The organism is Wolbachia endosymbiont (group B) of Cyclophora punctaria (assembly GCF_964028235.1).
Classification (GTDB): Bacteria; Pseudomonadota; Alphaproteobacteria; order Rickettsiales; family Anaplasmataceae; genus Wolbachia.
Map to the genome: position 1 here is coordinate 33,281 of NZ_OZ034749.1, position 22,068 is coordinate 55,348.

The 22,068-nt window shown below is 33.6% G+C and carries 19 protein-coding genes and 1 tRNA gene; 16 read left to right on the forward strand and 4 right to left on the reverse strand.

Going from position 1 to position 22,068, the window contains the following annotated elements:
• Positions 1–8: 8 nt before the first annotated feature.
• The 7 genes from ABWU33_RS00190 to ABWU33_RS00220 all read left to right on the forward strand — a co-directional run bounded on the left by ABWU33_RS00190 (position 9) and on the right by ABWU33_RS00220 (position 4,758).
• Positions 9–464 (forward strand): hypothetical protein, encoded by a 456-nt coding sequence (locus ABWU33_RS00190; protein WP_250120188.1) that lies wholly within the window; start codon positions 9–11, stop codon positions 462–464.
• Between the two features lie 581 nt (positions 465–1,045).
• Positions 1,046–1,339, forward strand: a complete 294-nt coding sequence (locus ABWU33_RS00195) for a transposase (protein WP_246433102.1) — start codon at positions 1,046–1,048, stop codon at positions 1,337–1,339.
• Between the two features lie 227 nt (positions 1,340–1,566).
• Positions 1,567–1,863, forward strand: coding sequence for a transposase (locus ABWU33_RS00200; RefSeq protein ID WP_246433103.1), 297 nt, complete (start codon positions 1,567–1,569; stop codon positions 1,861–1,863).
• A gap of 352 nt (positions 1,864–2,215) precedes the next feature.
• A tRNA-Ser gene (locus tag ABWU33_RS00205) sits at positions 2,216–2,306 on the forward strand.
• Positions 2,307–2,424: 118 nt separating this feature from the next.
• Positions 2,425–3,552, forward strand: coding sequence for a SurA N-terminal domain-containing protein (locus tag ABWU33_RS00210; protein ID WP_250120189.1), 1,128 nt, complete (start codon positions 2,425–2,427; stop codon positions 3,550–3,552).
• A 41-nt stretch (positions 3,553–3,593) separates the two neighbouring features.
• Complete coding sequence (locus ABWU33_RS00215) at positions 3,594–4,223, forward strand: oxidoreductase (protein ID WP_353280770.1); 630 nt, start codon at positions 3,594–3,596, stop codon at positions 4,221–4,223.
• A complete protein-coding gene (locus tag ABWU33_RS00220) occupies positions 4,207–4,758 on the forward strand; it encodes a 5-formyltetrahydrofolate cyclo-ligase (RefSeq protein WP_211907547.1) in 552 nt (183 codons plus the stop codon). The genes ABWU33_RS00215 and ABWU33_RS00220 overlap by 17 nt, the downstream gene beginning before the upstream one ends.
• Before the next feature lie 311 nt (positions 4,759–5,069).
• Here ABWU33_RS00220 and ABWU33_RS00225 read toward each other — a convergent pair whose 3' ends face one another.
• Positions 5,070–5,366 (reverse strand): transposase, encoded by a 297-nt coding sequence (locus tag ABWU33_RS00225; protein ID WP_246433103.1) that lies wholly within the window; start codon positions 5,364–5,366, stop codon positions 5,070–5,072.
• Between the two features lie 227 nt (positions 5,367–5,593).
• Entirely contained in the window at positions 5,594–5,887 is a 294-nt protein-coding gene (locus tag ABWU33_RS00230; protein WP_246433102.1) for a transposase, read from the reverse strand.
• A gap of 41 nt (positions 5,888–5,928) precedes the next feature.
• On the opposite strand from ABWU33_RS00230, the gene ABWU33_RS00235 reads away from it, so the two are divergent.
• Entirely contained in the window at positions 5,929–6,078 is a 150-nt protein-coding gene (locus ABWU33_RS00235) for a hypothetical protein (RefSeq protein ID WP_353280773.1), read from the forward strand.
• Between the two features lie 205 nt (positions 6,079–6,283).
• On the opposite strand, the gene ABWU33_RS00240 is transcribed toward ABWU33_RS00235, so the two are convergent.
• Both ABWU33_RS00240 and ABWU33_RS00245 read right to left on the reverse strand, forming a co-directional pair.
• Positions 6,284–9,757, reverse strand: a complete 3,474-nt coding sequence (locus tag ABWU33_RS00240) for an ankyrin repeat domain-containing protein (protein ID WP_353280774.1) — start codon at positions 9,755–9,757, stop codon at positions 6,284–6,286.
• A 9-nt stretch (positions 9,758–9,766) separates the two neighbouring features.
• A complete protein-coding gene (locus ABWU33_RS00245; protein WP_250120191.1) occupies positions 9,767–10,744 on the reverse strand; it encodes a hypothetical protein in 978 nt (325 codons plus the stop codon).
• Positions 10,745–10,842: 98 nt separating this feature from the next.
• On the opposite strand from ABWU33_RS00245, the gene priA reads away from it, so the two are divergent.
• From priA to ABWU33_RS00290, 8 genes are all read left to right on the forward strand, one after another.
• The gene (priA, locus tag ABWU33_RS00250) at positions 10,843–13,347 is read left to right on the forward strand and encodes a primosomal protein N' (RefSeq protein ID WP_211907542.1); all 2,505 of its coding nucleotides are present in this window, start codon (positions 10,843–10,845) and stop codon (positions 13,345–13,347) included.
• Between the two features lie 112 nt (positions 13,348–13,459).
• A complete protein-coding gene (locus ABWU33_RS00255) occupies positions 13,460–14,251 on the forward strand; it encodes an ankyrin repeat domain-containing protein (RefSeq protein ID WP_250120192.1) in 792 nt (263 codons plus the stop codon).
• An 883-nt stretch (positions 14,252–15,134) separates the two neighbouring features.
• A complete protein-coding gene (locus tag ABWU33_RS00265; protein ID WP_353280777.1) occupies positions 15,135–16,529 on the forward strand; it encodes an ankyrin repeat domain-containing protein in 1,395 nt (464 codons plus the stop codon).
• A gap of 139 nt (positions 16,530–16,668) precedes the next feature.
• Positions 16,669–17,256 carry a recombination mediator RecR gene (recR, locus tag ABWU33_RS00270; protein ID WP_211908738.1) on the forward strand — a complete coding sequence of 196 codons (588 nt, stop codon included), beginning with the start codon at positions 16,669–16,671 and terminating at the stop codon, positions 17,254–17,256.
• Positions 17,257–17,374: 118 nt separating this feature from the next.
• A complete protein-coding gene (locus ABWU33_RS00275; protein WP_353280778.1) occupies positions 17,375–18,247 on the forward strand; it encodes a hypothetical protein in 873 nt (290 codons plus the stop codon).
• A 51-nt stretch (positions 18,248–18,298) separates the two neighbouring features.
• Positions 18,299–19,501 (forward strand): P-loop NTPase fold protein, encoded by a 1,203-nt coding sequence (locus ABWU33_RS00280; RefSeq protein ID WP_353280780.1) that lies wholly within the window; start codon positions 18,299–18,301, stop codon positions 19,499–19,501.
• Between the two features lie 150 nt (positions 19,502–19,651).
• On the forward strand, positions 19,652–21,556 hold the full coding sequence (htpG, locus tag ABWU33_RS00285; protein WP_353280781.1) for a molecular chaperone HtpG: 1,905 nt from the start codon (positions 19,652–19,654) through the stop codon (positions 21,554–21,556).
• A 38-nt stretch (positions 21,557–21,594) separates the two neighbouring features.
• A complete protein-coding gene (locus ABWU33_RS00290; RefSeq protein WP_353280783.1) occupies positions 21,595–22,014 on the forward strand; it encodes a hypothetical protein in 420 nt (139 codons plus the stop codon).
• Positions 22,015–22,068: the final 54 nt, after the last annotated feature.

Below are 22,068 nucleotides of genomic sequence, written 5' to 3' on the forward strand. Positions count from 1 at the left end.
GAAAAGCAGTGAAAAGTTTTGTGAAAGATGTGATCGATAAATTACCTACGATTCAAGCAAGAGAGAATAATTTTGGAAAGTTAATAAGCAATTTGACAAAACAGGGTCTTAAAGCTAATGAAGAAGAAAGAACAATTCTTGATAATAAAGTAAAAATAATAGAAATGCTTCGAAACAAAGAGCAATTAATGGCAATAAAGAAATTAGTAAAAGATCGAACCATTCAAAATTTTTCAAAAGATGATATGAGTAGACTTCTGGAAAAGGGCCTCAGTACTCATGAGAGTGATGAGAAAGCACTTGAGGATTCTATAGACAAATTAAAAGATGCAATTACTGCAGATAGCAAAACAGTAGAAGATTTTATACAAGAGGTGAATAATAAAGCTAAAGAAATGAAGCCAAGTTCTAAAGTGAAGGAGTCAAATTCTGAACAAGTTGATGGAAACAACATTACAAAATAGAATTGATGCATTTGGGGAGCGTTTTGATGTAAAAATGTATCTGTCTATCTTATTTTGCCACCCTGCTAAGCGGACACAAAAAATTACTTCCGCATATTTTAAATCTGATTATAATAACAATTATAGATATTTTTAGAGCTCAAAAATCTATCTTTGTCTGCAGACCTTTTTTATTAAACTCATAAAAAAATGTAGCGTATCCTCTTCAGTGTATACTTAATTTCTGTCATATGTGCGCTGCATTTTTTTCTAATCTTTTTTACAGGGGGATTTTATGTCCAGAATTCCAGATATTTGACCTTTACTTTAGCTAATAAAAACCAACTGGTACCTGCGGTTTTTATAGCTACGTTTCTCAAACAAGTTTCAAATGAATAGATTTCTTGCATAACTGGAATTCAAAAGTTGATGTCATTCTAGCGCGTTACGCTAGAATCCAGTCCTTTTGTGCAAAAAACGTTGTAAAGTGTTTACCAACTTAGTTGGATCCCAGTGGGCTTTGTTGCATAGCAACTGAAAAAATCTGGTGGCTACTGACAAAATTCATTATAAAACAGCCATTTAACTGTTGAAGAAAAAATATGCCACAGAAAATGAAAATCAGTAACCAAAACGAATATAACAAATTCCTTGAAAAAAGGGGGAATATTTTTCGTTACATCGATGAAGCTATCGAAAATTGGTATGAAAATAGTCCAAAAATGCAGGGCGGTAACTATATTTATAGTGATAAAGTTGTGATTTTGGTGCATATAATCGTTAATCTTTTTAGAATTGGCTTAAGACAAACGGTAGGGTTTGTAAAAGGATATCTGCAACAAATAGGAAAAAATTTGGCAGTTATCAGCTATTCACAAGCATCAAAAAAAACTTAATATTAAGATAAATGATTGCAGGATTGATAAAAGCAACATGGAAAATATTGAAATTATCATAGATAGTACAAATTTACAGTAACACTCCTGGCCACAGTAAGGAAAACAGTGCAGATAGAAAGTACCGAAGCTACGAGCAAGTAAGAAAGTTACATGTTAAGTGTGAATAGTAAAAAAGCTATAGCTGCAAGATACAGTAATGGCGTCTACTCTGACCACTATGGAGCTTGCTTGAAGAAGTTAATTTTCAGCACAAAATAAAAGCATTATATGCAGATAGGGCATACGATAGGCAAAAACTTTATAAATTGTGTAAGAAATACGATATAAAGACAAAAGTTCTACCAAAAAAGGATGCAGCAGAACATTCAAAAATAGATTATATGTCTGACAGAAATGCTGCTATTAGGTTAATAAAATTATATGGACAAGATGGTGTAAAAGAGTGGAAAAAGGAAGCAATTTATGGAAAAAGATCTTACATAGAAGGATTTTTCTCAAGGTTGAAGCAAGTATTTGTTTAGGAATAAATCTGAAGTAAACCGTGAAAAAGAATTACTAATTAAGTGCTATTTGCTCAACAAATTCACTGGTATTGGTATGGCTAAATTTGAAATCATTACATAAATTTGTCGTAAACCATCACTGCTTAAGGTGCTATGCAACAAAGCCCACTGGAATCCAGTCCTTTCGCACAAAAAACGTTGTAAAGTGTTTACCAACTTAGTTGGATCCCAGTGTCAGCTACTCTGATGACAAGAAGGGAAGTACAGGTTTCAATATTTGCATGCATCTGAACAGATACAAATATTGCAATTAAAAGCATTAGACAGGCAGTAAAGGTCTTGATATTATATAATATTAAGTTCTAAACTTGGAAGGGTGGCCGAGCGGCTGAAGGCGGCGGTTTGCTAAACCGTTATACGATTGAAAAGTCGTATCGAGGGTTCGAATCCCTCTCCTTCCGTATATTATTGTTTAGGTATTCATTACAGTAATTTCACCCTCTTTTTTAATTATAAAAAAGTTAGCTAGCGTTTATTCAGTATTTATTATAGAATTAGTTATTAGCTAAATAATTTTATATGCATAAAATACTAATTTTGATATTAATAATGCTGCCGCTTAGGTTACTTGCAACTGAGATTGAAATTGTTGCAGATGTAAATGGTGAGCCAATTTCAAATTTAGATATCGAAAGACGTATCAACCTCATAAATTCATTGCTTGGCACTCAGAAGATTAATCAAAAAGAGGTAAAATCTCAAATTCTAAAACAGTTAATAGACGAAATTATCATTGTCAGCGAAGCACAGAAGATGAATATAGAATTGAGTAACGAGGAGTTAAATAATGCTGTCACGTTATTCTTAACTCAAAGTTTAAAACTTGAGGCTGATGAAGTTGATGAATACGTAAAAAAGCATAATATGGATCTCAATAACCTAAAAAAACAAGTAAAGTGTCAGCTGCTGTGGAACAAGATTATTGAAGTAGGAATTGTATCGCTTATCAATATAAGCGATAAAGAAGTGGATGACATAAGAAAACAAAAAGAGAAGCCTGATTACCTTATTACGTTTCAGGAATTTGTAATTCCTGATCAAAAAATGGCTGAAGATTTAGTAAAAAAATTACGTACCAGTAATAATCCAGAATCTTCAATAAAGATGCGCAAAGCAACCGTTAATTTAAGTCAGCTAAAAGGTACTCTCAAGGACGTTTTGGAAAGATTAGAAATCAATGACGCAGCAGGTCCGATTAGTTTAAGCGAAGGTTACTCTGTTATAAAAGTCATAGATAAGGTACAGCTCGATCATACACTGCTGGAAAGTATTTTAAAAGTAAAACAAGTTGTGGTTAAAGATTCAGAAAATTTACTCTCTAATTTTAAGGAGCAAAAGGTCAATTGTCTAAATTTTGACAAATTAGCAGACGATTTCAAATTGCCAAGCGCAAAAGAATTTAAAATAAAAATGCGAGATTTAAATCCTGATTTACAGATTTTATTTAGTAAAACAAGTACGAATGAAATAGTAGAATTAAGAGAAAATAGCACTGCAAAGCTAATGATGTTATGTGATATCAAGAGTAATCCAGTGAATATAGAAGCAATCAAACAGGAAATGTATCAACAAAAGATTATTATACAAAGCAACCTGTTATTGGATAATATGCGTAAAAATGCAGCTGTTAGTTATCGATTTAATTGAAGCTAGAGAATATTTTTCGTTTTTTACTCTATAAAAAGTTTATGAAGAATATAATGCTGATTGGTGGCGGAGTTGGAAATGCAGTATTATTTTCGATAGGAAAGGCATGTCTTGAAAACAATCATAAGGTTTTATATTTCGCTGGCTATAAAAAATTAAGTGATGTATTTAAACGAGCACTGATAGAATGTGCATCAAGTGCAGTAATTTGGGCATGTGAAGAAGGATTGATAGAAACAAGCAGAGAACAGGATAAATCCTTTCATGGTAATATAGTTGATGCAATAATCTCATATCAGCAAGGAAAGTTAGGTAAAATTACTATTAGTTTAAACACTATAGATAAAATCATCACTATTGGTTCTGCTAAAATGATGAAAGCTATAAATGAAGCTAGAAAAACAATTTTAAAGCCATATCTGAAACCAAAACACATAGCAATATCATCAGTTAACTCTCCTATGCAGTGCATGATGAAAGAAATCTGCGCTCAATGTATTCAGCAACACATAAATAAGGAAACAGGAGAAATAAGTTTTGTTTATAGTTGCAGTAATCAAGACCAGGATATGGAGCTTGTTGACTTTGATTTTTTAAGTGAGCGCTTGAAGCAAAATAGTTTACAAGAAAAGATCACTGCAAAATGGATAGAACATGTTCAAAGACACTAAACAGCACAAAGAGGAACTAAGGAAGCAATATAGAACCATAAGAAAAGATGTTGATGAAAGTTATTCTAGTTATGCAGCAAATTCTCTTGTTAATCTCTTTAACAAAAACTTAAGTTGCGTTAAAGGTAAAACAATAGCAGCTTACATTCCAATAGACGGGGAAATTAATGTTGTGCCTTTGATGCATCATTTACTCGATTTAGATTATAAAGTAGCAGTCCCTAATAAAAACAAGTTATTAAAATTCGAAGAATGGAATAAAGCAGATGAAGATATAATCCCCGATACAATCATTACTCCTGTTATTGCTTTTGATGATCATTTTAATAGGTTAGGTTTTGGCGGTGGTTGGTATGATGAAATGATAAAAAAATTACGGCCACTTGGAAAAATATTTATAGGTGTAGCCTATGAGAAGCAATATTGTAAAAATTTACCTGTAGAAAAACATGATCAAAAATTGGATATTATAATCACTGAGATATGTGTTAGATTTGAAAGTGAATTGCTCAAGAAGGCGGATAGAAAGGAGTAGCATAGTCTCCCTCTTTCTGATAGTAATTGCTTATCTGTTCAGATGCATGCAAATATTGAAACCTGTACTTCCCTTCTTGTCATCAGAGTAGCTGACACTGGGATCCAACTAAGTTGGTAAACACTTTACAACGTTTTTTGTGCGAAAGGACTGGATTCCAGTGGGCTTTGTTGCATAGCACCTTAAGCAGTGATGGTTTACGACAAATTTATGTAATGATTTCAAATTTAGCCATACCAATACCAGTGAATTTGTTGAGCAAATAGCACTTAATTAGTAATTCTTTTTCACGGTTTACTTCAGATTTATTCCTAAACAAATACTTGCTTCAACCTTGAGAAAAATCCTTCTATGTAAGATCTTTTTCCATAAATTGCTTCCTTTTTCCACTCTTTTACACCATCTTGTCCATATAATTTTATTAACCTAATAGCAGCATTTCTGTCAGACATATAATCTATTTTTGAATGTTCTGCTGCATCCTTTTTTGGTAGAACTTTTGTCTTTATATCGTATTTCTTACACAATTTATAAAGTTTTTGCCTATCGTATGCCCTATCTGCATATAATGCTTTTATTTTGTGCTGAAAATTAACTTCTTCAAGCAAGCTCCATAGTGGTCAGAGTAGACGCCATTACTGTATCTTGCAGCTATAGCTTTTTTACTATTCACACTTAACATGTAACTTTCTTACTTGCTCGTAGCTTCGGTACTTTCTATCTGCACTGTTTTCCTTACTGTGGCCAGGAGTGTTACTGTAAATTTGTACTATCTATGATAATTTCAATATTTTCCATGTTGCTTTTATCAATCCTGCAATCATTTATCTTAATATTAAGTTTTTTTTGATGCTTGTGAATAGCTGATAACTGCCAAATTTTTTCCTATTTGTTGCAGATATCCTTTTACAAACCCTACCGTTTGTCTTAAGCCAATTCTAAAAAGATTAACGATTATATGCACCAAAATCACAACTTTATCACTATAAATATAGTTACCGCCCTGCATTTTTGGACTATTTTCATACCAATTTTCGATAGCTTCATCGATGTAACGAAAAATATTCCCCCTTTTTTCAAGGAATTTGTTATATTCGTTTTGGTTACTGATTTTCATTTTCTGTGGCATATTTTTTCTTCAACAGTTAAATGGCTGTTTTATAATGAATTTTGTCAGTAGCCACCAGATTTTTTCAGTTGCTATGCAACAAAGCCATCCCAGTGTCACGCACTGGGATGACAAGAGAAGGAAACACTGGGATGAGAGGAGAGGAAAACACTGGAACATTTATTTTTGAAAGTAAGTTGCATAGTAGATGATGTCATTCCAGTACTTGATACTGGAATCCAGGAATTTTGATTCTAAATTAGGTATTGGTCTTAAATTAAAATAAACGTTTGTGATGAGATTATATGAACACTGGATCCCAGTGTCGGGGCACTAGGATGACAGGAAAAGGAAACGCTGGAATGAAAATAGAAGATCTAATTCCTTATATCAATTAATTCTCATCCGCCTTTTATGTTACATAAACTCATCACTTTTATAGAACATCTCATTAAAATCATTCAAAATTCCAAAATCTTGATTTTTAATAAATAGATGCCCATCTGCAATATAGGACTCAGCAAGAGTAAATGGTTCATCATGATGCTTTGATGCTGGCCTAACAATTTCATTGTACAAAACCATTACTTGCTCATAATTGTATCCACTACCATCATGATATTTACCACGTATAGTGTCATAAAAATTTCTTACATCATCATACGTAACTTGCAGTTCTACCTTATATTTCCCTATTTCAACAGCCTCACCCACTTTGATTTTTAAAGGATGCTGTGATTCTTCTTTCACATTATCTATAACAATTGTTTCCTCTTGCTTCTCTTCGTCTCCTCTTATCGATCTTTTACTCCTTTCTTCACTCGCAGGTTGATCTGCTGGCATTTGGTCTATATCGTTAGATTCTTCTTCTTGCATAATAATTTTTTTGAGATAGCTAAGCATATCCTTTCCAGCTTTTTCCCAAGTTGCAGCTTCTTTTGAAAGCTCACGATAATAAGAATCATTATCGCCTTTGCTATCTATTACATCTCTTGCTAGTCCTTTCTCTTCTGCCCATAACTCAGCATGTTCAACAAGTGTCCTGCCATCTTTACCTACAACGTCAACGTCAGCTTTGTTTTTTATTAGATATTCTATTGTATCTAACTTTCCATGCCTCACTGCATGAACTAAAGGTGTCCAACCATCATTATCCTGAGCATTAATATTCGCACCTTTTTCAACTAACTGCTCTATAATCTTCTTATTCCCAAGATCAACAGCAAGATGCAAAGGTGTTAAGCCGTAGCTATCCTGAATATCAATATCCGCATTATGCTCTATGAGATATTTAACTACTTCCATATTTTTCATGTGCATGGCAAAATGTAGTGGAGATTTACCAGAGCTAATATCACGGGTATCAACATCTATACCACGATCTATTAAGTATTTAGCAATTTCCGTATGTTTTAGCTCAATTGCATAGTGCAGCAGTGTTTGAGCTGACGTGTTTTTGATACCAAGATCTGCGCCATGCTCAATTAAACTCTTAACTATTTCCGCATTCCCTAGCTTAATAGCAGCAAGTAACGGAAAAGTATAATAACTTTTACTATTAGGATCTGCGTTATGATCTAATAGATACTTCACTATTTCTGTATTACCTGAATAAATAGCACTGTATAATGGCGTTTTGGAATAAGCATCTTGAATATTAGGATTTGCACCACGATCTATTAAGTATTTAGCTATCTCTATATTTCCAGACTCAATAGCATAGTGTAAAGGTGTCTTATAATACACATATTTAGTATTAGTTTTCTGATAATAATTGTCATGAACATTAAGATTTGCTCCATGATCAATAAGATATTTTGCTACTTCCGTATTTCCTGACTGAATAGCATAATGTAGTGGCGTTTGTCCATTATAGTCTCTTGTATCAATATATGAATTGTGTTTTAGTAGCGTTGCTACTTTGCTTAAATCTCCCAATGAAGCAGCAAAATGTAAACTAGTCGCACCTGTTACCTTATTTATCTCGTTTACTTTTCCTATAGTATTTTCTACATTATTGTCATCAATATTCACCTTTAAGAAAGGCTGTTTATTATACTTCATAACTTTTGTTGTAACAGCTTTTCCTTGTTCGTCTTCACTCGCTTTTTTAGCAGGTTGCATAGAATCTTCTCTACTGACACTTGATTTAGATTCTATCTTGGTTTTATCACCACTTACATTATGTACTGGGCTATAACCATATAGACCCTTGCCTGCACTTTGTTGGCTTGTTGAACTTTCAACACTGTTAGATTCAACAACATTATATTCCATATGTTGTTCACCACTCAGCTCAGCTTTGACCCACTGTTTAAATTCCTGAGTATAACCTTTTAGCTCAGTCAAAAAATCCTCAAATAATTTATTACCTTGAGACCTATTTGCACCAGATTTAGAAAGGCTCTTGAGCAAATTATCAATCATATCTGGGTGTTTATCTTCAAGAAATTTGATCACTTGTTCAGCATCCGAATGATAATGTTCCCCTTTATTACTCCAAATATTATTGCGCAATATTTCATCTGGTTTGAGACCTTTATTCTTTATTGCAATCAAGGCCTCTTTATCTCCGTGGTCATTGACATGCCGACCATCTTCTAAACTTGCCATATAGTTAGCAACCCCTTCATGCATAGCCTTAGATAAGACATCACCTGTACCATAATAGGAATTAATGATAGTTAAGGCGTGTCCCAATTCGTGTTTCAAAGTTTTACACGAGTCATCAAATTGGTCTTGTAGATAAAAATAAACATGAATTTCTGAGCCACGCCCTTGAACTGTTAAGCCAGAAGCGCCTTTATAGTTAACGTTCAACTCCTTAAGATAATTTTCGTAGTCACTCTTTGTATTAAATACGAAAACATTAACTTTATTTGGTATGTTGTGCCAAGGCTGAGAATTATTAATGCCAAATGCTGAATCAAAATCTTTTATAGTACTCTCGATGGCATTTTTTACACTACTCAATTTGCTCTGAGTTAATTCCTCATCATCATATTTTATATTTATTTGAAGCTTGTGTTCGCCGAAAGTCATAACTTCACTATCTGGCACAAGATCTGCCACAATTTTATCGCCACTTTTTACATCCATCCACTGCTTAAATTCTTTTTCAACTTCTGAGTTATTCAAAAGATGCTTGAATTTTGATATCGCTTCTACTCTATCGAAGGACATCTCAGTGAGCAATTGCTTTATGAATTGAGGATGTTTTTCTTGTAGGAATGTCACTAAGCAATCTGATATTCTATAGTCGTTAGACATACTTGCTATTTTATATGGTGTATCATGCCCAGATGCATGCATTTTATTGTATGCTTCTTTTGTATAATGCATATCGCGAGTGCTTTCTTTTTTAGCTGCATCGTAGCTCCACATGAAAAGCTTCATACCGGTACGTAAAACTTCAGGTACTGTATCCATATTACCGGTAGAGTACTCAAGAAATGCATCGCTCATTTTTTCCATTAAAATTTTAGATTTTGCACAAAGTAAGCCATTTACATCTCCAACAATAAAGGTCTTTGCTATCGTGCCGTCAGCTTCGTGTGCTCTTACTGTTCCACCACCCCATAATTCTCTATGGTCCTTACCACCTGAAAGTTCCTTGATGTGAGCTTTGTAATCATCGTAATTTTTCAGCACATAAAGCTGCAATTTTACTGGACCAGAATGAACGCTTTTTTGTGAATAGAAATTATCAGACCAGGCTCCATAAGCATCTTTTACAGTTTGTTTTATATACTCAGGGGTATAACTAGCTAATCCCCCATATTTTACTTCTATTGTAAGCTGATCGTTTATTACTATACTTTCTTTATTTGGAAATAATTTTTTAATCAAAGTTTGTGATTTATCATATCCAGAATTTGTTTTAAATTTCATATTCACCTCTTAAAAATTTTCACTATAAATAAGTCTTGAGAAAAATGCGTTAACTGTAGATTCAGCCTTTAACTTGCTTTTGCACAACTGCTGAGATAGTTGATCATCGCTGAAAAGCCGATTCTTAGTATTGAGATATTTAGCATAGCTTCTAGAATTAAATTCAGGGATTGAGTAGAACCCGCTTTCAAGTTCAAGATAAGAGCTGCTATTCAGGACAAAAAATAAATCGCTCTGGTCAAGCAGTATGTCATAACCAGAGCTCGTGCAATGTAAGTATTCATTGCTTTCATACTCTGCTATGTAGTATTTACTTGCATCAAGATCACCATTAAGCTGTAGAATTGCTGTTGAACGTCCATTCTCAATACTATGGCCTTTTATTACTTTAAGTACTTTAATCTCATCATTTTCTATGAGTTCTCTTAACTTTTCATTCTTTTGATTTAATTCTTCCTCTGCTTTTCTTCTGTCTTCTTCTAATTTTGTTTCTTTTTCAACAAGCTCATTTTGTATTTGCAAAAACATATCTTGAATGGTTAAGCCATTTAGAAAGTAATCCAATACACTTGACACAAACGGCTGCAATTCACCATTATCTTCAAAGCTCTTTTCCTGCTTTTTGTCATATTGAGTGGGATTATAGATTGCATACAGAGGATAAAAACCATAATTCACCTCGTCGAATGATAACTCTATCGAAAATCCGCTCTGATCAAGTGGAAGTTTAGTAGCTAAATATCTACCATTATCATCTCTGACATATAGCTCATTTATACCATAGTGACCACTATATTTGTTATAATAAATGTAAAAATTTTCAGGATTAAGATTAAAGTAATCATCTAAATTGTTAAGTCTACCAAGCTTTTCACATAGAAAATTTTTGCTCTTATCTGTAAGTTTGATGCGTGTAGAAAAGTAACAGCGATCTATTCGGTCGCCTTTTTCTATTTCAAAGTCTAGGACTATTTTATCGCTAAACATACAGAATTTCCTCACATTTTCAATATTTATGATTATAAATTGTGTACTATGAAAAAAGCATTAAGGCTTCTTTATGTATCTAAAAACAGCGCTAACTTATGACAAGAACAGTTGACGTATTACTGCCACTTCCAATTGATCAGCTATTTTCATATGCAGTTGAGGAAGATACTGAAGTTTCAATTGGAGATTACGTAGTGGTGCCGTTTGGCAGAAAGCGTTTGATTGGAACAGTTTGGAGAGAAAGTAGCAAAAGCGATCGAGAATTAAAATTTATTGAACAAAAGGTCGATTTGCCGAGCATCAGACCAAAACTGATCGAATTTGCAGAGTGGGTTGCACAGTATAATGTAATACCTATCGGTATGCTTGCCAAAGTGATAATGGGAGGAGTGTTAAAGGTAAATCAAATAGATAAACTAGTTTGCACTAAGCAAAAGCAGGAAATAAGTGAAATAGATTACCAATTAAACCCTGAGCAGCAAGCAGCTCGAGATAAAATAATAAGTAATTTGAATGAGTATTCAGTAACTTTACTTGACGGTGAAACCGGGTCTGGAAAAACGGAAGTTTATCTCTCTGTAATTGCACAGTTGATTAAGAATCATAGTATTTACGAACATTGTGATTTGGGTCTACGAGTAAGGTGTCATCCCAGTGCTCATACACTGGGATCCAGTTTTTCATATAATCTCATCACAAATATTTATTTTAATTTAAGACCAATACCCAACTTAGAATCAAAATTCCTGGATTCCAGTGTCAAGCACTGGAATGACACCTTTGCATTTAAGGCAAAACCCTCTGTAACATTTAGCATACTGCTTTTACCACGTACTGGAATGACACCATTTGCTATGCAATTTACTTTCAAAAATAAACGTTATGTCATTCCAGCGTTCAATACACAACTAGACGAATGTTACAATATAAGAGTAATTTTTACCAAAAAGCCAGTGCCCCGACACTGGGATCCAGAAAACTTAATTTCAAATCAGTACACTAAGCAGTTGTACGATAAAGACTGGATTCCAGTGTCAAGCACTGGAATGACATCATCTACTACTAAAACTACCTGCAAATGTTCAAACACCAAAAGGTTACACACTGGAATGACACCAGAAGAGGTTAATGCACAAGTGCTAATCCTCTTGCCTGAAATTGTCCTAACTTCACAATTGGTAAATCGCGTTCGCAGTCAGACATCTGGAAATATAGCTGAGTGGCATTCAGGACTTACTCCAAAAGCTCGCAGAAATAATTGGCTCAGTATTGCAAATGGAAGTGCACAGATCATTATCGGGGCACGGTCAGCGCTTTTTTTGCCTTATAAAAACCTAAAATTAATTATCGTCGATGAAGAGCATGACTCATCCTTTAAACAAGAACAGGGGATTATATATAATGCTCGAGATATGGCCATTATCTTAGCCAAGCTCGAAAATATTCCGATTATTTTATCATCCGCCACTCCGCTACTTGAAACAATTTATCATGTTAAAAAAGGGAATTACAATCATGTAAAATTGACTAAACGATTCGGTGGTGCAGAGTTGCCACAAATAAAAGTAGTAAATAATAAGCAATGGATTTCCAATGAACTTTTCGAAGGAATAAAACAAACCATAGAGAAAAAACAGCAAGTTATGCTCTTTCTAAATCGCAGAGGATACGCACAACTTGCAGTTTGTAAAAAGTGTGGATACAAAATTTCCTGCTCAAATTGCACTATATGGCTTACTTACCACAAGAAAAAGAACGTCCTTTTGTGTCACCATTGTTCTTATCAATCAAAACTTCCAGAAAAATGCTCCAATTGTCAAAGTGAGCAGTCATTGCTTCTTTATGGTGTGGGAATTGAAAGGTTAGTTGAAGAAATAGTGAAATTAATACCAAATGCAAAAACTGCAATTATCAGCAGCGATCAGAAGTCGCTTGGTAGCGTCATTGACTCAGTGCTCAAGGAAGAGGTGAATATTATAATCGGTACACAAGTGATTGCGAAAGGACATAATTTCCCTAAATTAACTTTAGTTGGAGTGATAAATGCAGATTTAGGACTTGAAAATTCTGATCTTAGGGCAGCAGAAAAGACGTATCAATTATTGCATCAAGTTGCGGGTAGATCTGGGAGGTTCAACGAAAAAGGAACGGTAATAGTGCAAACTAATAATCCTGAAAGTTTGATAATAAAAGCATTGCAGCAGCAAAAAAGGGATTTGTTTTATGAAGTTGAACTTGAGTCAAGACGCAAAGCTAAAATGCCCCCATTTAGTAGACTAATAGCGCTTATAGTTTGCAGTAAGGATCAATTTGCAACGCAGAAAGCAGCAAGTGAGATAACAAGCTTTTTGCATGATCAATGTTCAGCTACTATTCCTTCTGCGTTGTCATTCCAGTGCGTGACTAGAAAAGAAGAACTCGAAATTTTTGGCCCATCACCAGCAGCAATAAATTTTTTAAACAATAAATATCGTTATAGAGTGTTACTAAAGATACATAGTAAACATAGTCTATTCATAAAGAAAAAGCTGAAACATTGCTGTAACTTGAGTTCAAACATTGCAATAACAATAGATGTTGACCCTGTGAGTTTTTTTTAACAAAATTACGGAATTTATTTGACATTCACAGAATTAATTATATTAACTTTCTAATAAAAAATTTGACTTTTATTAGAATTTATTATTAGTATAATAAGAATAGGTAGATAATGTGACTTTACTTGAAATCATCTGTAGGAAAGGGATAAAGCATAACGAAAAAATTAGAGAATTGCAGGAATTCCTTAATAAAAATATCGAAATAACTATTGACAAGGAGTTATTTAAATCAGCTTCATTTATAAAGGATATTGTAGATATAAGAAAAGAGATGGTGTATCTTATTTTGCAACACTGCATTGTATACGATAGTACAAGGTCTAAGAAAGAAGAGATATTGTCATTTAAAAACGTGATGAAGATTTTAGATGAAGCGGTGAATAGATCTGTTAATCCTCAGTATTTCTACAAATTGATCAATTTTCGAGATAAAGATAAAAATAGAAATACATTATTACACCAAGCTGTTATAAGTAATAACACTGAAGCAATAGAAGCCCTTTTGACATATGGTGCAAATCCTTTGATAAGGAATCAAGAAGACAAGATGCCATTAGATTTAGCTCAAGGAAATACAAGAGAAGCACTCATTAAATGTATGCAAGACCAAGCTCAATCGAAAAAAGAAAGTGCTAGATGTAATAGTTTGATTGGCATTATACCTGGCGTTTTTCTTGGCATTGGACTCGGTGTTGGTGGTGCTTTAGTCCCTTCAATGACTATTATATTATGCACACTCGCAGTATCTGCTCTTGTTGCTGGAATAGCAATTGGAGTAGCTATATATTTCTTAAGTCAGGACTATAAACAGGCTAAATTGATAGAAGGAGTTGTTGCTATTGGTTCTCAATTACATTCCGTCAAACCTGAAAAGACTGCAGATAATAAAGCAGTACTAGGATAACTGTGAGTTTTTTAACATTAGACTTCTTGCATAACTGGAATTCGAAAGTTCCAGCGCATTTTTCTTATTGGATCCCAGTGTCAAGCACTGGGATGACATCTGATTATGCAAGAAATCTATTCATTTAAAACTTATTTGAGAAAACGTAGCTATAAAAACCGCAGGTACCAGTTGGTTTTTATTAGCTAAAGTAAAGGTCAAATATCTGGAATTCTGGACATAAAATCTCCCTGTAAAAAAGATTAGAAAAAATGCAGTGCACATATGACAGAAATTAAGTATACACTGAAGAATATACGCTACATTTTTAATGAGTTTAATTAAAAAGTCTGCAGACGGAGATAGATTTTTGAGCTCAATAAATATCTCTAATCGTAATTATAATGAGATTAAAAACATGCGGAAGTAATTTTTTGTATCCGTTCAGCAGAGTGGTAAAATAAGATAGACAAAAACATAAGAACAAATGGTGTCATTTGGCACTGGCATGACAGGGAAGGGCTTTAGGACGATGAAGTGGAACGAGTAGCAGATGGTGTCATGCCAGTGCTTGACACTGGCATCCAGCTTTTTCATAATCATCAGAAACGTTGATTACTTTTATACTCATAAATTTAACTGGATCCCAGTGTCTAGGCACTGGGATGACATCATTCTGGTAGCTGGGATGACAAAAAAGAAAGCACTGGTTTCAATATGTGCACATTAGCCATGCATCTGAACGGATACAATTTTTAGCTATAAAATCTTCTAAAAATTTAACACAAAAATTAGTGTCATAAATATTTTTATCAAAAACTATTTTAAAAAAATTTAAATAGAGTTGAAAAATTTTAAAGATGAGATACCCTACCTGAAATGCAACTTCTGTAAAAAAAGAAATATGAAAGGTGAAATAAACGCTGCAGCAAATTTTCAATCAGAAGACTTTGTATCTAAAAATACGGATTTTGATTGTTTAGCTAACCCTATAAGTGCTTCGAATGCAAAGCTAGAGAATAGTGTTAAAGCTAAAGATAAAAAGAATGAGGCGCCTTTTTCCAGTAGAAGAGGCAGCTCGCATGTTTTAGAACTTTTTTCTAATGAAAATGTTGAGATTCACATTCAAGATAAAACGCCTTGTTCTGCTCGGAGTGAATCAGGTATAGCTGGAATATTTAGAGGTATAGCTAGGTTGTTTACAGGTAGGAATAGTATGAACGTAACCCTTTATCAATCTAAAGTGCAACGTAGCTCTGCAATTGATTACAGTACTACAGAAAGTATAGGGTCACGGCTACTAAATATCTGTGAAGGAGAAGAAGATATCTCTTTTGATCAAGAGATTAATTTTTTATATAAAGAGGGTTGTTTGTATGATGCCTTATTGTTGAAAGATGAAAAAAATCAGGACACACCTTTACATGTGGCTATTAAAAAAAATCATGCTGATTTTGTAAAAAAGCTTTTGTGTATTCTTAAGGAGCCATACCGTGCAAATGAGTTTTACAAGCACAAATATTTTGAACATAAGGAAGAGGATGAAAAGCCGCTTTTCAAAGTTATTAATACTAAGAACAAAGACAAAAAAGACGTAATTACTCTGACTATTGAAGGTAATAATTCAGAATGCATTTCAGCTCTTTTTAACTACTTAACTGATAAAAATATTAACAGAAGAAAAAATGTTGAAAATGAGTACACACCTCTACACGAAGCTGTGCTTCTTAACACAAATGAAGCAATTAAAGAGCTTCTCAAATCAAAGGATATAGATACTGAACTCATAGATAAGGAATCTTACAAAGCATATAATTATACTAATAACCAAGAGGCAATAGAATTGTTTATTAAGCACTATAGTAGTAAAATTAGTGAGTTGCGTATAAAATTAGAAGATAATAATAAAAAACTAGCGCGAATTAAGTGCATCCTAAGCAGAACAAAACTTACTTGTGTATGCTTAGCAGCCTTTGGCTCTTGTTTTAGAATGTATAGAAATTCCCATGACATAATAAATGAAGAAGTGAGCGAAGATATGTTATATTATTCTCTTGCATTGCTTGCCAACACTACAGGTCTAATATTATTTTTTAATTATTTGATCGATACAATACTTTCCAAGTATGAAGAAAAAAATTCTAGTTTGAATAAAGAATCAGACAATTATGTAGAAGAAAGAAACATGTTGAAAAATAAATTGCGTCACTTTCAAAAAAGAGGTACTGTAGAAACTACGCAAATGTATGAGATAATTTCAGTTACACCTGAGTCAGACTTAAGTTACAGTAGATTGTGATTACACTACTTTTTTCAAGACAATTTCTGAGAAAAGTGGAAAAATTTTTCTATAGCTAATCAAGATAAAGACTTACTACTTTCTTTACGAAAGGTTTGATGTTATCATTTTTGAACTATCTTGAATTTACTGAATGAACATTAATATAAGGAATTTAGTTCATGCTTTTTCTAAATTGCCAAATTTAGGGCCATCGTCATCAAGAAGGTTAGTTATACATTTGCTCCAAAATAAAGAGAAAGTCATGCTACCGCTTGCATCTTTGATTAGAGAGCTAGCGGATCTTATAATAGAGTGCAAAATTTGTGGAAACCTAGATATTAAATCGCCATGTTCTATTTGTATTAACCCAAAGCGTGACACCAAGTTAATGTGTGTAGTAGAAGAGTTGGGTGATCTATGGACATTTGAAAAAGGAAATATATATTCAGGTATGTATCATGTTTTGGGTGGAAGGCTATCAGCAATAAATGGTATAGGTCCAAAAGAACTGAATCTTGATAACATTCCCAAAAGAGTTACAGAATTTAAAATTGAAGAGGTCATCATTGCAATCAACCCAACATTAGAAGGCCAAGTTACTGCGCAATATATAATTGAATTGCTAAAGAATTCGAATGTAAAAATATCGCGCCTTGCTTGTGGTATACCGATAGGTGGAGAAATTGACTACCTAGATGAAGGGACGCTGAAGATAGCACTTACGTCAAGACAGGATATTAAATAATATTCCATTTCTTCTGAGCAACATACCTTAAAAATACTATAACATACTTCAGCCTAGAAACTTGCTTACTAATTGAAAATATTATACATTTAAATATGATGTTTTAAAATGAGGGGTTATGTTAACTTTTGCACTAGATGGAGTACGTTATACTTATAATTGGTTAATCAAAAAATCAAGATCAACCGCTCTTGATTTCATTGCGCTATTTAACAAAGAATACGCAGATAGTAAACGAATTGGATATATAATAGAAGATCATCTGGTTAAAAAAGATCTGATAAATATTGAGCCTGAACTTGAAATCAAATATGAACTAAAAAGAGATCTGATGAATATTGAACCTAAATTTAAAATCAAATATGACCCATATATCACAAAAATAGATTCTTCAAAAATGTTTAAAGTAATGGAACAAGAGCATAGATCTATTGCAAATCTGAAAAATGTGATTCGAGTAAGAATTGGTGATCAAATTAGGTCGGGGGTGTCGAGGTTTAGTTATTCTTATGATGGAAAGGATCCTTATTTTTATGCAAGCGTTCAGGCAAGTAAAATAAGGGAGATAACAAAAGATAATACGGACCTAGTTCTTCTTTTGTGGCTAATGTATATTCATGTGCCTATAGATGAACATGAAAAACTATTAGAGGATCTTGTAAAGAACCACTCCGGTAATAGAGCTGAGATGATAGAAAAGTTATATCTACTTCAACAAGAAGGTAAATTATCAATAACCAATCGTGAGAGCCTAGATAGGATAATTAAAATATCCCCACTGATAGAGAAGGAGTATATTTCAAATGGGAAATTTTCTGTTATGGGAATGATAAGTTCTGGCAATGTAGATGGTTTAACACAAAGGTTAACAAAAGATACAGAAGGAAGGGTAAAAGAATTAACCTGCATAGATATTCAATATAGTCCCGAAAGCAGCTTGAAGAACCTTTCCATTTCTGCAGTGATAGAAAATTATGGATTATTTAAGTAAACTGATTCTTAACTTATAAAATACTATAGTAAAATATAGTGTAAGAGTCTTATGTGCTTAAAAAAACTTACATCCCTAATAACCTTCAGAAAAAAAGAAACGGAACATCTACCCAAGGTAATAACTTGGGAAGGTGATTGCTTAGGCTATAAGCAAGTTGCAAGTAGATTTAGTAATATAATTAAGACAATTGATCAGTCTTTTTCGATCGTATCCTTAGAAGGATATAATGAGTGGGGTAAGACATTTTTTTTGAAAGAATGGGTAAAGGATCTAGAGCAGCAAAATGAAATTGCAGCTTATTACAGCGCATGGGATATTAGTGCGCTAGATCAACCATTGCCTTCTTTTTTGCATTTCCTGTTTGAGGATCTATTTGCATCATACGAAGTAAAAAGAAGTATTATACAGCAGTTCAAAAACATAAAACAAGAACTATTTTCTCTCAATACATTAGGAAAGCTAATCAGTAAATCTCCACTCGCTATGCTTTCAGTATTTCTCGATGCTGCAAAAGAGGCTGATAAGAAAGACATAGGTTTTGTCTTGGGTGAATTAAATCTTCTCCAAAGGAGAAAAGAGAACATTAGAGATTTTAAAATACAACTAGCAGATGTGGTTAACAAAATCAGAAAAGGTAAAAACATTTATATAATGGTCGATAATCTTGATATATGCCGCCCCAAATTCATTGTCGATTTTTTAGAATCCATAAAGTACATGCTTGATGTTGAGGGACTGGTTTTCATTATCTCTGTTAGTCAAGATAAAAGTAACGTGCAAAGAGCAATCAGCACAATACTTGGACCAAATTTCAGCCTAAAATCTTTTACTGATCTCTCTTTGCATTTGCCAAAACAGCCAATAGAGAAATTTACAAGAAAGCTGTTTCAAAATATTGAATTGCCGAAAAAATCAAAGAGCTTAATTATAGATAGCTTTATATTTTATGCAGAAAGCTTCTCATTATCATTGCAGGCAATAGAATACTGCGTAAAGAAAATAAAGCTATGTTATGCGAAAATTGATCCGAATTTATTTACATTTTTAGTAATACTACAGTCAGTAAACACTGATTTGTATGAGGAATTATATTCATCACCTCAGAAGGCACTGGAGAAGATTGAGAGCGCTTTGATTCTAAACGGTCAGGAAGAATGGGAAAATCTTAAAACTTCTCTTGAGACTACTTTTAAAGAAAAAGAATCAAAGACTCACAAATCTTTGAAGCAAATAAGAGATATCTTATTCTAAGAATAAAGAGAATTGTAGAACAGAACCCTCTTCTTATCATTTCAGCTTGCATGACAAATTGGCTCACATAAATTTTAGCATATATGACCTTGAAAGATCGCTGTGCAATACTTAAATTATTAGAATAGCAGGCTAATAATGGAGCTCAAAATGCACAACATACAAGAAACTGAAAGTTTAAAATTTGACGCTGAAGTAGGCAAAGTACTAAATATAGTAATTCATTCACTTTATACCAATAAGGATATTTTCTTGCGTGAGTTAATATCAAATGCATCAGATGCATGTGATAAATTGCGCTATGAATCGCAATTAAATCCTAATTTACTAGATTCAAGCGATGAATTGAAGATTACTATTAGCTCCAGTAAAGATAAGAATGAGCTGTATATAACCGACAATGGAATTGGCATGAACAGGCAAGATTTAATAGATAATCTTGGCACGATTGCAAGTTCTGGTACGCAAAAATTCTTGGATGCAATTAAGAATAATAAAGATTCAAACCAAGCTGTAGAACTGATTGGAAAGTTTGGTGTTGGTTTTTATTCAAGCTTCATGGTTGCCTCAGAAGTTATAGTAGAGTCAAGGAAAGCCGGAGAAGAAGAATCTTGGGTATGGAAATCTAAAGGAGATGGAGAATATTCAATCAGCAAGTTAGATGGTCAAATCTCTCGTGGAACAAAAATTACGCTCATCATTCGTCCTGAAGAAAGCGAATTTTTAGACAAATTCCGTATTGAAAACATTGTTACTACTTATTCAGATCACATAAATTTTCCTGTTGAATTTGTAAATGAAGAAGGGAAAAGTGAAAAATTAAATAGCAAAGCTGCAATTTGGACTAAGCCAAAAAATGACGTTACTCAAGAAGAGCACAACGACTTCTTCCGCGGTGTTGCGCACGTAGGTGGTGAGCCTTGGATGATACTGCATAATAAAAATGAAGGTGCAATAGAATATACGAATTTGCTTTATGTTCCTTCTATCAAGCCTTATGATTTGTTTCATCCAGATAGACGCTGCTCTGTAAAGTTATATGTCAATAAAGTATTTATTACTGAAGATAATGTGCAAATTATACCACCATACCTGCGTTTCTTGAAAGGTGTGGTTGATTCACCAGATTTGCCTCTTAACATCAGCAGAGAAACACTGCAGAATAATCGCGTTGTTGAGCAGATTAGGAAATCCCTAACTAAACGCGCGGTATCAGAGCTCGGCAAAAAAGCAAAAGATAATTTAGAGGAATACACAAAATTCTGGGGCAATTTTGGTGCGGTGTTAAAAGAAGGTCTTTGCGAAGCTATGCCAACTGATGAAAGAGAAGCATTGCTTTCCATTTGCAGATTTCATAGCACCAGTGATGATAAGCTAGTTAGCATTGATGATTATATAAGCAGAATGAAGCCTGAACAGGAACATATCTACTATCTCACAGGAAATAGTCTCGATTCAGTAAAAAACAGTCCACAACTTGAAGGATTCGTCAGCAAAGGATTGGAAGTGCTTCTATTTGTTGATCCAGTTGATGATTTCTGGACTAGCGTGATTCATGAATATAAAGATCAAAAATTTAAATCTGTAACTCGTGCTGATGTTGATTTAGAAAAATTCTCTTCAGAAGAAGGTAAGAAAGATGAAGAAAATAAATCAGATGAAAACAAAAGCGAAGAAAACGCGGATTCTATACTCGAATACTTCACCAAGGTTCTTGGAAGCTTAGTAAAAAGTGTAAAGATCTCTAAGAAATTAACCGATAGTCCTGTGTGTCTAGCAGTTGATGAAGGAACTATGGATCTTCGTATGGAGCGTTTTTTACGTGAACAGAAGCAGCTAAATTACCGCACGCCAAAAGTACTTGAAATTAACATTAAGCATCCTTTGATAAGAAACATAATGGAATCTCACGCTGAAAATGGTGAAAATCCAACACTTGGAGATATGATTTACTTATTGTTCTATCAAGCTTGTATAGTGGAAGGTGAAGAGATGGAAGACGTAAGTCTGTTTGCTAAAAGACTCAATAATTTGCTTGGCAAAATTTCTGTTTAATGCTATAATTAACTTAGCTAATGGTCGGGGGGTAAATCATGGGTGGTTGGAATTTATTTGGTGGGCTCATGCCGCCAGCAGTAGATACTGCAGAAGAAAGGGAGCGTCGCCATTCTGGAGATTCAAGTAATGAGAGTCAAGAAGAAGCTGATGTGAGGGATTCTGATGTTGAACCTAGTGTACCAATTACGTTACAGTTTCAACTAACACAATCTCTGCTAAGTCAAGTAAAGGCAAGTGAGAGTAATAGGGATGCAAATTCTGGCAAGCAAGCTTACAAAGATCTACCCAGGATGGATTTTGTAATTAATGGTCAAGTTATAGACAAGAATTTCGTTAGCCAGCTTCGTGATAAATGTAATCAAAATGACCAACGCCAAATCGCAAAACATGTTTTTACAAAAATGTTTGAACATGCTAAAGCAGAAATTCCAAATGATAATCTATTGAAGAATTAATTACTAGTTGCAATCAGGCTGGTTATGATGGCTCTTTGTTAATGCAGCTCTCTC

Excerpts from the sequence above, each read along its gene's own strand:
- ABWU33_RS00195 (WP_246433102.1), top strand. The coding sequence starts at position 1,046 with ATGCCACAGAAAATGAAAATCAGTAACCAAAACGAATATAACAAATTC.
- ABWU33_RS00210 (WP_250120189.1), top strand. The coding sequence starts at position 2,425 with ATGCATAAAATACTAATTTTGATATTAATAATGCTGCCGCTTAGGTTA.
- ABWU33_RS00215 (WP_353280770.1), top strand. The coding sequence starts at position 3,594 with ATGAAGAATATAATGCTGATTGGTGGCGGAGTTGGAAATGCAGTATTA.
- ABWU33_RS00220 (WP_211907547.1), top strand. The coding sequence starts at position 4,207 with ATGTTCAAAGACACTAAACAGCACAAAGAGGAACTAAGGAAGCAATAT.
- ABWU33_RS00230 (WP_246433102.1), bottom strand. The coding sequence starts at position 5,887 with ATGCCACAGAAAATGAAAATCAGTAACCAAAACGAATATAACAAATTC.
- ABWU33_RS00240 (WP_353280774.1), bottom strand. The coding sequence starts at position 9,757 with ATGAAATTTAAAACAAATTCTGGATATGATAAATCACAAACTTTGATT.
- ABWU33_RS00245 (WP_250120191.1), bottom strand. The coding sequence starts at position 10,744 with ATGTTTAGCGATAAAATAGTCCTAGACTTTGAAATAGAAAAAGGCGAC.
- priA (WP_211907542.1), top strand. The coding sequence starts at position 10,843 with ATGACAAGAACAGTTGACGTATTACTGCCACTTCCAATTGATCAGCTA.
- ABWU33_RS00265 (WP_353280777.1), top strand. The coding sequence starts at position 15,135 with ATGAAAGGTGAAATAAACGCTGCAGCAAATTTTCAATCAGAAGACTTT.
- ABWU33_RS00275 (WP_353280778.1), top strand. The coding sequence starts at position 17,375 with ATGTTAACTTTTGCACTAGATGGAGTACGTTATACTTATAATTGGTTA.
- ABWU33_RS00280 (WP_353280780.1), top strand. The coding sequence starts at position 18,299 with ATGTGCTTAAAAAAACTTACATCCCTAATAACCTTCAGAAAAAAAGAA.
- htpG (WP_353280781.1), top strand. The coding sequence starts at position 19,652 with ATGCACAACATACAAGAAACTGAAAGTTTAAAATTTGACGCTGAAGTA.
- ABWU33_RS00290 (WP_353280783.1), top strand. The coding sequence starts at position 21,595 with ATGGGTGGTTGGAATTTATTTGGTGGGCTCATGCCGCCAGCAGTAGAT.